The sequence below is a fragment of the Shewanella electrodiphila genome (assembly GCF_023283985.1).
Taxonomy (GTDB): domain Bacteria; phylum Pseudomonadota; class Gammaproteobacteria; order Enterobacterales; family Shewanellaceae; genus Shewanella; species Shewanella electrodiphila.
In genome coordinates this window covers 91,599-105,037 of sequence record NZ_JAKIKU010000007.1, presented here as the reverse complement: position 1 = coordinate 105,037, position 13,439 = coordinate 91,599, and the positions used below count along the sequence as shown (strand labels likewise).

Annotated in this window: 8 protein-coding genes; 4 read left to right on the top strand and 4 right to left on the bottom strand. The window is 40.7% G+C overall.

All coding sequences use genetic code 11. From position 1 onward, the window contains the following. Complete coding sequence (locus L2737_RS13840) at nucleotides 1–1,155, bottom strand: acetyltransferase domain-containing protein (protein ID WP_102527470.1); 1,155 nt, start codon at nucleotides 1,153–1,155, stop codon at nucleotides 1–3. Between the two features lie 305 nt (nucleotides 1,156–1,460). Between L2737_RS13840 and L2737_RS13835 the strand changes: the two genes are divergently transcribed. Next, nucleotides 1,461–3,608 carry a TonB-dependent siderophore receptor gene (locus L2737_RS13835; protein ID WP_248956084.1) on the top strand — a complete coding sequence of 716 codons (2,148 nt, stop codon included), beginning with the start codon at nucleotides 1,461–1,463 and terminating at the stop codon, nucleotides 3,606–3,608. 89 nt (nucleotides 3,609–3,697) lie between these two features. Beyond that, a complete protein-coding gene (locus tag L2737_RS13830; RefSeq protein ID WP_229369802.1) occupies nucleotides 3,698–4,816 on the top strand; it encodes a PepSY-associated TM helix domain-containing protein in 1,119 nt (372 codons plus the stop codon). A gap of 135 nt (nucleotides 4,817–4,951) precedes the next feature. On the opposite strand, the gene L2737_RS13825 is transcribed toward L2737_RS13830, so the two are convergent. Together L2737_RS13825 and L2737_RS13820 are read right to left on the bottom strand one after the other, a co-directional pair. Beyond that, complete coding sequence (locus tag L2737_RS13825) at nucleotides 4,952–7,132, bottom strand: ExeM/NucH family extracellular endonuclease (protein WP_248956083.1); 2,181 nt, start codon at nucleotides 7,130–7,132, stop codon at nucleotides 4,952–4,954. Nucleotides 7,133–7,383: 251 nt separating this feature from the next. Next, a complete protein-coding gene (locus L2737_RS13820; protein ID WP_229369844.1) occupies nucleotides 7,384–8,835 on the bottom strand; it encodes a S10 family peptidase in 1,452 nt (483 codons plus the stop codon). A 333-nt stretch (nucleotides 8,836–9,168) separates the two neighbouring features. Between L2737_RS13820 and L2737_RS13815 the strand changes: the two genes are divergently transcribed. Together L2737_RS13815 and L2737_RS13810 are read left to right on the top strand one after the other, a co-directional pair. Next, nucleotides 9,169–10,137, top strand: a complete 969-nt coding sequence (locus tag L2737_RS13815) for a phosphotransferase (RefSeq protein ID WP_248956082.1) — start codon at nucleotides 9,169–9,171, stop codon at nucleotides 10,135–10,137. 192 nt (nucleotides 10,138–10,329) lie between these two features. Further along, entirely contained in the window at nucleotides 10,330–11,769 is a 1,440-nt protein-coding gene (locus L2737_RS13810; RefSeq protein ID WP_248956081.1) for a methyl-accepting chemotaxis protein, read from the top strand. Nucleotides 11,770–11,895: 126 nt separating this feature from the next. Here the strand turns inward: L2737_RS13810 and L2737_RS13805 are convergent, their stop codons facing one another. After that, on the bottom strand, nucleotides 11,896–13,266 hold the full coding sequence (locus L2737_RS13805; RefSeq protein ID WP_248956080.1) for a hypothetical protein: 1,371 nt from the start codon (nucleotides 13,264–13,266) through the stop codon (nucleotides 11,896–11,898). Nucleotides 13,267–13,439: the final 173 nt, after the last annotated feature.

Genomic DNA, 13,439 nt, shown 5'->3' with positions numbered 1-13,439 from the left:
TTATAAATACTTAATCCAAGCCTGTTTACTCTGATGTTTATACTGACTAAAACGTTTAGTTGGATAGTAAAGCAACACGGCTAAAACGATTGTTACAACCCACACCCAACCTATATGGGTAAAGCCATATAATTCGCCATAATTAGGGCCAATAACATTGACGGCAAATCGGTACATAAACAGTAACAAATACAGGTGCACAATATAGAAGAACATCGGTGCAGATCCAAATGTGGATAACACCTTACCGTATTGAGGTTTGACCTTTTCAAGCATGCTTAAGCACAAAAGTGTGCCGCCAATGGTAACCAATAAAAAACCAAGAGATGGAGGATACTTAGTCAGATTAAATATCGACTTTAAGGTCATAATTACACTATCACCTTGCTGCCAATCTAAAGTCTCTCCATAAATATTAAAACCACGTAAAATCGCAAATAACGCAAAACTAACCAGACCTAAACCAATTAAAATCTTATGGCGTTTAACATCATCAAAACTCGCAGCGTAAATTGGTGCAATAACATAACCTAACAAGATAACCCCAATCCAAGGCAGCACTGGATAACTGGCTCGAATACCGACAAAATCACTGGTAAAAATATTACCGCGATCATGCAATATTGCCCAAATGGTATAACCCCACTCACCTGGCGCAAAGCTAATTGGTGTCAGAGCATTGTGTCCAAACACAATCACCAAACCAATGACCCCAAGCCAAAATCTTGGTAAGCCTATAAGTAACGCCAGCGCAAGCATACTGATACCAATTGCCCACATGACTTGTAGCCAAATCATGTCGTAATTTCCCATCCACTGAAACGTAATCACGGTGCACTCTAATGCTATGATAAACAGGCCACGCTTGATTAAAAAAGATCTCGCAGAACGCTCTGGGCCAAATTGCGGATGACTATATAACCAGGCGGAGACCCCGGTTAAAAACACAAAAGTTGGCGCACAAAAGTGGGCGGCAAAACGACTGATAAACAATCCTGTACTGGTGCTATCAAGTGTCATGGGATCGGTGACTTGCTCATGGAAGAAAAAACGCTCTCTCACATGATCAAGCAACATAATCAACATGACGATGCCACGCATTATATCGATGCTATCAATACGCTTTTTCAACATCTGTGCACTTACTGTTTTCATTAATAAAACTCTCTTACTGACTTTCTAAATACCATTCTGACATCAGAATAAATTAGCTGCAGTTGCACTATAGCAATCACCAACTACAACAGATCTTCCTCAAGTGCCATAGTGAAAATAATACGTCAATATAGTAATGAAATATTTTCAAAATCTTTACAAAACCAATCAATTGTAAATGATAATGATTTTCATTTAACTTATATTAACTTTTCTATATCATCTGTCTCGAAAAAAATACATCCCAAAACAACACTTTCAATCAGTAAGCATTGAGCTTACACAGCAGTTAAGATGATAAAAATATGAAACTTAGCCCGATTTACTTATCTCTATTATGCGCTTTTAGTGTCATACAATACGCCTCTGCAGCGGATCAAGAACCAAAAGAAGACACCGCTGTTAATGATGACTTAGAAGTAATTGAAGTGACAGGACGTTACATTCAAGGTTACAACGCTCACTCTGCAAGCGGTGCATCTAGATTGGATCTAGCAATTACCGATATTCCTCAATCAGTATCTGTTATTACTGAAGCTCAAATGAAAGACTTTCAGTTAACTGACATCAACTCAGTACTAGATACCGCCACGGGCATTAACGTAGAGCGTATCGAAACAGACCGCACATATTATACTGCTCGCGGTTTTGATGTGACAAACTTTCAAATTGACGGCATCGGTCTACCATTAACCTCAGGTAACAATCACGCCGACGAAGATACCGCTATTTATGACCGAATTGAAGTTATCCGTGGTGCAAATGGCTTAATGACTGGGGTAGGTAATCCTTCAGCTACTGTTAACTTTATTCGCAAGCGCCCAACTGTTGAAGATCAACTCCTTATCTCTGGCACCTATGGCAGTGATAACAATGCCCGTCTCGAACTTGACGGTTCTGTGGCGATTACTGATAAGGTTTCAGCCCGTGCAGTCGCTGTTAAACATAAACAAGATTCTTACCTTGATCGTTACGAACAAGACAAAAATGTCTTGTATGCCTTCATCGAGGCTGAGCTTACCGATAGCACGACTATCTCGTTAAGTCACAGCTATATAGACAATGACGCTACAGGCAATAACTGGGGAGCTTTACCGCTTTATTATACTGATGGTAGCCCAACCAATTATGACCGTTCGACCAACACCTCTGCTGATTGGTCTAACTGGCAAGTAGAAAAGAATAATACTGTTTTTGAGATAAGCCATTACTTTAATGATGATTGGCGTTTACGCGGAACTTACTCACATAAAGTGACCGATGAAGATACCGAATTATTCTATGTTTATGGCACCCCTGACAAAAATACCGGGTTAGGTTTAACGGGTTATGGCAGTGAATATGACTTGGATGAAACTACTGATTTAGCAGACTTATACGTAGATGGTAATTTTGATCTATTTGGCCGTAACCATCAGTTAGTGGTTGGTATTAACCATGCTGAACTAACATACAACGATAGCTCGTTATACGACTACACCACAGGTAATGGTTTCCCTGCTATGCCCGACTTAAATGACTGGGATGGCAATACACCTAAACCAACCTTCAATGACGGCCTAACGGGCAGTGACGTACGCACCAAACAACAGGCGGCATACTTTACCGGACGCTTTAACCTATTCGAAGACATGCATGTTATTGCAGGTGGACGTTATAACACTTGGGAAGCGAACGGCGAAGCCTACAGCGTTGACCAAGAAACGGATGCAAGCGAGTTTATTCCTTACCTAGGCATGGTGTATCGCTTTAGACCTGAAATCATTGCTTACGCAAGTTACACCGAAACCTTCCTTGCACAAAAAGAGCTAGATATAAACGATCAGATGCTCGACCCTGTCACCGGTGAAAGCAAAGAAATCGGCATTAAAAGTGAGCTATTTGACGGCAACCTGATTGCCAGTTTGGCCTATTTTGATGTTGAGCAAACCAACTTAGCCACATTAGATCAATCAACAATATTACTGCCACCTGATCAACACCGCTATATCGGTGCTGACGGCATTAACAGTAAAGGTTTCGAAATTGAATTTGCAGGTGAATTGTATACAGGGCTTCAAGCCAGTATTGGTTACACCGACTTTGACATTAAAGGCGATGACGTTGTTGCTGATTACACACCAGAAAAACTGTTAAAACTTGCAGCGACCTATGAGTTCCAAAATATCGAAGGCTTCTTTATCGGTATGAACATGCGCTGGCAAGATGATACTTCTCGTAAGCAAGGCATCGTGGCTGATGGTTTTGACAATGCAGGGCAAGAAATTGTTACCGAGCAAGAAGCCTATGCCATCGTTGATTTAATGGCTAAGTATCAATTTACTGATGATATTCAATTGACAGTAAATGCCAACAATGTGACTGACGAAAAGTACATTACTAGTTTGTACTGGGCTCAAGGCTTTTATGGTGCACCAGCTAATTACAGTGCCACGCTAACCTGGAAGTTATAACCCTATTCAAAGCCTCCTTGCTCATTTAGCAAGGAGGCTTTGCTTATTTAGGATGGACTAAAAGTGTTATTAACCTCTTAGAGTAAATTATGAGAAAAACATTATTCAAATGGCACTCCTACGGAGCGCTTATCGCCATGCTGCCGTTATTGATCATTTCAATAACTGGCAGCATTTTGGTTTTTAAAGTCGAAATAGATAGCTTGCTGCGACCAGCCCATATGGTGGTTGACGCTGAGAGTACAAGCGAGCGTGTCAGCTTAGATACCTTGATGCAAACCACCTTAACGGCTAACCCTGAATACGAATTAGGAGGATGGGAGCTGTTCGATGATAAGCAACGTTCTGACGCCGCCTACGTGATAAAACGCGGCACTGAAGATTGGGGGAAAGTCTATATTAACCAGTATTCTGGTGAACTATTATCTCAGCCACAAGCCATGGATCACTATATTACTGACTGGTTATTAGAGTTACATTACTCGTTTCTATTGCACGTAAAAGGCGCATGGGTGGGATTTTTTGCTGCGCTACTGATGTTATTTTTAGGCATAAGCGGCATTATTTTATACCGTCGTTTCTGGGCTAAAATATTCACTATGCGCTTTAATGCAGTAAGACGAATTTTATTCAGTGATATCCATAAATTCATTGGCATTTTAAGCTCACCTATTTTACTTATCATGGCATTCACTGGCGGCTACTGGAATATTGCCGGCATATTGCATGAAATCAATGACCATGGTGACGGCGGCCATGTTTATATTACTGCGCCACTCCATAGCCCTGATATTTCGTTTGAGTCGCTCAGGCAGCAAAGCAGCCAAGAGATCCCAACTTATCAGGCGGGCTATTTAGCCATGCCCCATGAACCCGATAGAGATATTTCATTTTATGGTGCCGTCGAGACAAGTAACCCATTAAACAGTGAATACTCGAGTGTAGTTAAATTTGACAAGACCACAGGCGAATTGTTGAGTAAACAAGATATACGCGAAGCGGGTTTTCTGATGGTGTTTTTAGACAGCTTTCGTAAGCTTCACTTTGGCTATTTTGGTGGATTACTCACTAGAATTATCTGGTGTATTGTCGGTTTAATGCCAGTTTTTCTTGGTTTTACTGGCTTATATTTATTTTGGAGTCGCCGCAAACAAAAAACAGCGGCTAAGCGTTCAAGAATTGCCATTGACACTCAATCAGCAACTTAATATTTGCAGCTAAAAAAAGGAGCCAATAGGCTCCTTTTTTGTTGGTATTGATGAATCAATCTATCCAATAAAACCAATTTATCTATTCAATAAAATCAAATACAAGTCACGCCTGTTGTTAAGCTATCATGCTCATTAAACAGTGAGCCGCCTGCTCTTACGGCCAAACCCTAATGCGGATAACAATAATAAACCTAAAAAGCTTAAACTCGCGCCAGCAGCCTTATCTTTAATCACTGCCACATTAGATGCTTGCGCCTCAGGGTATGACAGCGCGATGAGCACTGGATCGTGATCAGAGGAAGAGTAAGCATTGTCAGACTTAGCCAACTCTCCAGTATATTTACTGCTGTATTCAAACAAGCTCGATTCAACGGCATTAATATGCCAATCTTCAATCGCCACTAACCGCGCTGCTAAGCTTAAATTACCTAAGGCGTGGTCTAAGTTGCCCAATTCACCACGATAACTGTACGAGTAAGTCTCAGGGCCATGTGCTTGGGTATTTAAATTAATTAACCCGAACCCTTTATCAATCACCAACCCTTGGGCTTCATGATCTAGGCCATTTAAGCGAGTGTGTGATGCAGTACTGATAACACGTTCACTACGATTGGCATCATAGTCAGTTAACACGGCTAATGGATCTTCTTTGCCATAGGCATTCAAATCGCCGATAACCAGCACATCTCCGTCTAAGTCTATTATCGACTCACCAATCACCTTGGCGGCGGAAACACGAAACGCATTACACTTTCCCTGTAAATCCTCAGGTTCTGAATCTTCATTAAAGCTTAACCAATCTTCTAAACAGCCTGAGCCTTTAGATTTAAAATGGTTAACTACAATAGTCAGTTTTTGATCATTAAGCCTAAAACCTTGCATCAAACTGTGGCGCTGATATTTTTTGTAAGCTGGATTCAACTCTTTTACGCCATCTTTAATACGTGAAACAACGCCCTCTTCCACGTGTTGCTCTGGCGTAGCGATAACCTTTGCTAGGCCATCTAAAGTGACCACAGCAGGTCGATATAATATGCCGACAGCGATGGCATCACTGCCAACCAAGCCATTGTTGTCAGTCACTTCGACAAATTGATAAGCAAGTTCAGTAGGCTGTTTGTCATTTAGCGCAGTGACTAAGTTTTGAATTGCACTTAACTCACCAAAACCATTATTTTCAACTTCCATTAAGCCAATAATGTCAGCATTCATTGCCGCCATCGCATTAATGATTTTTGTTCGTTGCAGCAGCATTTCTGACTCTATCTTGGCGCCGCGATTGTGACCTAATGGATTAGCATCACCGCCAAATGGGCTGTTAAAGAAGTTCAGCACGTTAAAACTGGCTACACGTAAATCACCTTGATTCGCTATCGCTGGCGCAGCGCTGCGATCCTGATTGCGCACAAAGTCACTGGCACTGATTTCGTTGATTGGCATAAAGCGATATTTGTCGTAGCTATAGCCGATGACCCCTTCAATATTGATCAATGTATCGCCGATGCGAATATAACCATTCTCGGCATTAAAACTTGGAAAGTACGGTACCTTGCCATGGTCAGCTTTATAGTCTGATTCAACCACCAGCTGATTACTGATATTGGCTTTATTTAGTGCTATCGCCTCAGTAGATAAAGGCGCATAAACCTGAGTGGCTTTCATTAATGGCGCTTGATGGGATAACACCATATTGTTGCGATACGAGTCATAATCAAGACTGAATGAACGTGTAACTGTCATGTCACTCTCAGCGGTTAACACCACCTTCATGCCTTCAAATCGTTCAAGGGCTTGAGCTAAGCTTTGACCCTCTTTTACCTGCAATGGAGTTGCGGCTATCTCACCAACTTGATTACCGAGTTTATATTTTTGCTGGGGCTCAAGATTGATTTGGGTAAAACCTGAGTATTCTTGTACTTTACCTGTTACGCAGATTTCCATTCCTGGGACGATTTCAGCTGGCGCAGAAGCGCCCCAATGGACAAAAATACCGTCAGATGTCAAAGGTGAACCATCACCTAGTGGATCTTGAATAAAGAAGCCTTTATATAATCTTTCCGCTCTAGCTGTGACTACACCTGTGGTGGTGACTTCCTTAACGGATTCATTGCTTTGCGCAGTAACAAATGGACTAGTAGAGCCAGTACCTTGGATCTGATAAATCGGGGTGATGTTTTCAGCGTCACACAAAACTTCACTCGCCATTGGCGTTTTAGTTATAGCCGTTTTAGTGATAACCGATTTAGCTTGTGCCAACATTGGCATAGCCAGAATGATAGGCAACGACACCGCAGATAATATGCTCACTCTCATTTTACATTCCAATTTATTATTTTTTATGCTTATTGATGCAATATATTCAACAAGAACTAGATCAAGCACTAGGTGAAAAATTAGGTCACTAATACATTGAATAATATTACTAAATAGGCTGATTTGATAGATAAAAAAGGAGCCGAAGCTCCTTTATCATTATCACTTAATTACTTGCTTGCTTGCTAATTGCTAATTGTTAATTGTTAATTGCTCAATAAGTTCGACAATCTGTTAGCAGACATAAGCAGTTAATATTTTGCAGCCTCATTTTCTTTTGGCATAGTCGCTTCAATAAACTCACGTAAATCTTGATTAGATTGCTTTAAGTCTTCTGAACGCAAGTACATCATATGACCGCTACGGTAGCCTTTAAAGCTTAAACGGTCTTTCATTTTACTGCTTGGGTCAAGTTGCCACATGCTGTATTTGGCATCAAAATAATTGGTCGCACCATCATAATAACCAGCTTGCACCATCACATTTAAGTATGGGTTTTGCGCCATTGCCTGACGTAAGTTTTCGCCGGTTTTATTATTGGTACGATCCCAAGGGTGTACATTACCTAACATGTAATACTTGATATCCGTTTTATAATTTAACTCTTCACGCATGTAAGCATTAATCGCTGGGGTAAACGAGTGCAACCATGAGGTTAACTCCGCATTGTAATCAGGGCTGTCACCCACATCTTGCTTATCAATACCCAGGTAACGCGAATCTAAACGACCTACCGTTTGGCCACGCTCTCGAAGTAACGCCTTCCAAAAAAAGCGTGTCGATACATCAAGGTTAGATTTAAGTACTTCATCCACACTCAAGCCTGAAAAATAAGCCACTTTTTCAGCTATTTTCTGCTTGTGATCAGGCGCGATAAAGCCACCCATGGCTAATGCAGGAATATATTCATTAATCGTAAACGCTTCAACTTCTGGGAGAAACTCGGTTAAATCAGCATTTTGTAATTCTGCAGACAAGGCCTTGTGATACCAAGCCGCCGCCGCAAAATACGGTAGGCGATTAGCCGATTTAACAGGCCCTTTACGCTCAATACCTATGTCTGTCGGTGACACTAAAACGACACCGTTAAGATACATCCATTGACGGTCTTGTAACTCTAATGCCAAACCAGAGACACGAGTTGTACCGTAGCTTTCGCCAATAAGGTATTTAGGTGAGCGCCAACGTTCATTGCGACTCACAAACGTATTTAGCCATTCAGCCAAATACTTAATGTCAGCATTCACACCAAAAAACATTTTTTGTTGTTCATCTTTGCTTGGCATCTCGCCATCTTTATTGGGCAGTACTCTTGAGTAACCAGTGTTAACTGGGTTTACGTAAACGATGTCAGCAATATCAAGAATTGAATGAGGGTTCGCTTTTACCCCGTATGGTTGCAACGGATAACCTTCTTCATCAACATTAATCGCACGCGGGCCTGTGTAACCAATATCCATCCATACCGATGCAGAACCTGGTCCACCATTAAATGAAATCAATAAAGGGCGTTTCGCTGTGTTACGCACATTTTCACGCTGGTAATAGGTGTAGTTAAGGGTTGCCACCGCATCGCCATTTTCATTCCATACTGGTTGCGTACCTACCGTGGCGGTATAGGAAAAACTATTACCATTCACTTTCGTTTTATGTTCTGTCACCACGGTTTCATCAACAGCGATTTTACGACTGTGTTCAGCCATAGATGATGAGCGAGTGTTGTTAGTGTCGTCTTCCGCTAAAACTGAGGTTGTCGCCAATAGGGGGGAAAAACAAAGCAGCGTCGCTGCGAGGGTAATAGCCTTCATACCGGTTCTCTTTTTTATTAATCTAGGGTATTTGTGTGCGTCTATTAAATGTCCAAATGTCTCACAGTGCAATCAAAGTGTTATCCTATGGGCAACTTCAACACAACAATTACCTATAACCAACTAATTTTAAAGACTTAATAAAATTAACAATAATCGTAAGCAAACGTACATTCACATTTTATTTTACAGTATCAGCTGAATTAATGACTGCCTAGGAAACCCTTTATGAGCAAGACACTACAATCCTGGCAACAAGCCAATTGGCCGCAAACCGCTCAGCGCTGGACTGAAGCTGAGTTAAGCAAACAAAACATTCGTTTAATCGATGAATTACAAGTTGTTAAAACGTGGGCTTTGGGTCATGTACTCAAGCAATCAACTGGCTCAGGTGATACTTTCTTTAAGGCCACGGCTTTCTTACCTTTGTTTTCAAATGAGGCCAGTCTATGTTCAAAGTTATTTGAACTGTTTCCACAATATAGCGCTAAAGTCATCGCATTCGACGCCCATCAGCAATGGATGTTAACCGAAAGTTTTGGTGAGGCATTTGTCGATACCGTGCCGCTTTGTGACTGGGTTAAACCTTTTACTGAGTTCGCCAATCTACAATTGGCTTCTGTTGACCACATTGAAGAGTTAGAAGCGGCTGGCTGTATTCGTCGTGACATTACCCAATTACCAACACAGCTGCAGCGCATTTTTAATGATAAGGCCATTATTTCTCGCTTCCCCCAAGATATTGACCTATCTACTGAACGCCTAAGCCAAGTACTCACTAAGCTCAAACAATCTGTCACAGCATTAGCCGCTTATCAGTTGCCTTCTAGCTTGGTTCATAGTGATTTACACATCGAAAATATTGCTCCACGTAATGACGTAAAAGAACACTTTACCTTCTTTGATTGGAGCGACGGCTGCATTAGTCACCCTTTTATCGATGGCACTTACTTATTTAGAATGGATGACAGTGAGGGGAAGCAACAAATTATTGATGCTTACTTAAATCAATGGTCAAAATATGGCTCCAAAGATGAATTAAAACGAGCATGGCAGCTTGCTGAAAGTATTTGCTATGCACATCAAGCTGTTTCGTATGCTGGAATGCTGCATATTTTGTCAGAGCAACAAACCCCAGATTTAATCCATGCATTTGAAAATGCTTTTAGACGGTTTTTGCTTAAGGTGATGAATTAATAATGATAAAAAACCTAAAAAAAAGACCTTGTTTACAAAGAGGTACAATGAAATAACTTTTAGTTATGTTGTTTACAGCAACCACATGTAACAAATCGAATAAAAAAGAATATATTTTGTCAAAAAATCGTATCCAAACCGATCAAGCTGCTCTAGAATTTGGTTAATTTCCATCATTTAAGTGTCGGCACTATGAAGCAAGTTGAATTTCGTAATATTGATAAGCTTTTTATCAAAATGTCTATTAACGATAAGTTCTGGGCTATTTTTGCACTCTTTTTACTGATTATCGGCAGTGTGTCGGTTAACAGTTATTTCAATAGCATTAACCAAATAGAACAACACTCTATGACTGTGCTGACAGAAAAAGTCACCGCGACCGTTAATGCGCTTGAAGCCACAAACCAGTTAGACCAAGCAAGTAGTGCAGGTTTATCTGTGTCTGATTATAATCAACAAAGCCAACGTAACGACAATAATATCACTGCTGTTGTCCAAGCTAATGGCCAGTATTACTCATTAAACCAATCAGTTTATCAACTTGAAAACGATGCCAAACAAGATGCATTTTATAGCTTGTTACTGTCATTCTTGTGGGTGTTGCCATTTGCATTGGTGATTTATTGGAATGCGACCTTCATTGGGGGTGCGTTGTGGGTACTATGGGATACCACTGCTAAAATTGGCAAAGGCGATTTAACTTCGCGCTTAGGTTTCCATCCTGGTCGCGATGAATTTGGTACTATTGGCTGCGCACTAGACCAAGCAATGGATACATTAACTGAATTGGTTGTTACGGTTAAGCAAAGTGCTGACACTCTACATACAACATCAAGCTCCTTTGCAGATGAAACCCAGCAAAGTGCAGACCAAATCGATCAGCAATACATTTCATTAGATTCAGTTGCAACTGCAATGGAAGAAATGACCGCGTCATCACTTGAAGTATCAAATATTGCTAAAAATACCACTCAGCAAGTTGAGCAAGATTCTGAATACACTAAGCAGAGTTATACTCGGGTGAAACGTGCGATTGAAGAAATTCAGCAGTTATCGACTTACATTGAAAAAACCTCAGATTCTGTTGGTAGCCTGAAAGAGAATGCCACTAAAATTAATGAGGTGATCACCACAATTAATGCCATTTCTGAGCAAACGAATTTACTGGCATTAAATGCGGCAATTGAAGCCGCTCGCGCCGGCGAAATGGGTCGAGGCTTTGCTGTCGTTGCCGATGAGGTGCGTACCCTTGCAAGTCGCACACAATCAGCAACTGTTGAAATCCAATCTATGATTGAGCAGCTGCAATCTGAAACGCAAAATATTGATAGCATTACTCAAGATACTGTTAAGCAAGCGCAAAGCAGTAGCGACTTAATCACTAATATTGGGACTGATGTGAACGCCATTGCTGAGTCATCGCGTTCGATTATGGACATGAGCTTCCATATTTCAACATCGTCTGAAGAGCAAAGCGCTGTGGCTAATGATATTGCTAAAGAGTTGACGGAAATTCGTGTTAAATCAAACACCATCCGCGATCTTGCAAGCCAGTCTTCAAATGGTGTCGTTGAACTATCTGCCGCATCAGCTAATTTGGGCAGAATTTTAAGTAACTACCAAACAGCTTAAAGGGCGCTTTATGTAAATAAGCCCTCTTTACAGATCACTAGAAATGAAAATGCCGATATTCAACATATCGGCATTTGTATTTCTGGGGTCTTATGTTTTACATTTTACTGAATAAACATAAGAGTTTTAAAGCTGATGTAAGGTGTAGCCAAACTGACTTTCGCTGTCTTTGGTTAATACAAAGCTATAGTTAGTATCACCATCAAACGTGATAAGGTCTGACTGATATAGCAAGGTTTGGGTGCCATTATCAGATTCATAAACCACATTAATTTCATAGTCATCTTGAGGCATAACAAGGCTTTCTTGTTCAGTAAAATCAATATCCTCAATCGTGTATTCAGCTGATTCAATGGTTTCCGTGCTATTAACAAAATACACAGTTAAGTCATCATAATCTTCTGATAAGTTCGCCACATCAACATTGTATTCATAAGCTCTTGGGCGCATGTCATGTTCGATCACCATGCCTTTGATACTGTCATCTTCTTGGTACAACAGTAAGGTGCGGATATCATCTTGGTTAAAGGTCACTAACACGTTATCCAAGATAACTTCACTGGTATCGGTATTAGTCACTGTTACGCCATAGTCATTAAAACCCGTTTGCTGGAAGTCGCTAACAGTGAATGGCGTAATATCATGCAGATAATGCGACTCTAGCTTACTCACCACATCGACATTTAGCGTGATGTCTTCAAGGCCATTAAATACCCTGAAGTCAGCGGTAGAATCAATATTAGTATAAGTAACTGGCGTCGATGTTGAGTCCACACTGTCTAGCGTGACCTTTAAATCACCCGAGCCAAAACTGTTACGCAGCACAAATTTATAAACAGTCTCAGTGGTTAAGCTCATACTTTCTGTGGTGTAAACCACGTTATCAGTCCCCTGATCAGTTAAATAGATAATATATTCATCGGTATCTAACATCAGCTCGGTAGTGTAGCCACGGTATCCGATACTGCCTAACATTGTCGCATCTTGATATTCATCGCTGTCTAGCGAAATATAAGCGTCATAGGCCATATCTTCAGACGTAACATTGGCTACCAAGACCTGCATTTTACTGTAATCTTCATCGTCATCATCATTCATATCATCCATATCGCTACGTTCGTAGCTAATGTCTAATAATTCTGGCGATTGATAGTCTCCATATAAAACAAATAAATGATTATCTTCATTACTGAAGCTCATATCCTCACTATAAATCGTGACCGTGTCTTCATTTTCATCTTGACCATATATTTCCATTGCCACGCTACCTGTATCGTAGCCATATCGCGGCATGGAATCTCCAAATTCAATATAACTGTATTCATAATCATCTAACACTAGCGACGTGGCAGTACTGTTCGCTGAGGCATTATAATATTGCACATACGCAACGGAATCTGAGTCATCATCACTATCACCATCAATAGAGTCGCACCCCATCAATGACACACTTCCCAAGCAAACCATCATCAAACTGCACACATTTCTGTTAAACATATCTACTCCGTTAACTGTTTAATTACATTCTCAAGAGATAGGACAAAGCGTGGATGTAATTGACCGTAAAGAAGTGTAAAGATAAGAAAGCCAGCGTAAAGGGGTTAAATATCTGAAAATGAGATACAAAAAAGCACTGCTGGAGCAGTGCTTAATAAGGTTTATGTTTTTGC

Bases quoted from the DNA above. Each gene is read 5' to 3' on its own strand.
- L2737_RS13840 (WP_102527470.1), bottom strand. From the start codon at position 1,155: ATGAAAACAGTAAGTGCACAGATGTTGAAAAAGCGTATTGATAGCATC.
- L2737_RS13835 (WP_248956084.1), top strand. From the start codon at position 1,461: ATGAAACTTAGCCCGATTTACTTATCTCTATTATGCGCTTTTAGTGTC.
- L2737_RS13830 (WP_229369802.1), top strand. From the start codon at position 3,698: ATGAGAAAAACATTATTCAAATGGCACTCCTACGGAGCGCTTATCGCC.
- L2737_RS13825 (WP_248956083.1), bottom strand. From the start codon at position 7,132: ATGAGAGTGAGCATATTATCTGCGGTGTCGTTGCCTATCATTCTGGCT.
- L2737_RS13820 (WP_229369844.1), bottom strand. From the start codon at position 8,835: ATGGCTGAACACAGTCGTAAAATCGCTGTTGATGAAACCGTGGTGACA.
- L2737_RS13815 (WP_248956082.1), top strand. From the start codon at position 9,169: ATGAGCAAGACACTACAATCCTGGCAACAAGCCAATTGGCCGCAAACC.
- L2737_RS13810 (WP_248956081.1), top strand. From the start codon at position 10,330: ATGAAGCAAGTTGAATTTCGTAATATTGATAAGCTTTTTATCAAAATG.
- L2737_RS13805 (WP_248956080.1), bottom strand. From the start codon at position 13,266: ATGTTTAACAGAAATGTGTGCAGTTTGATGATGGTTTGCTTGGGAAGT.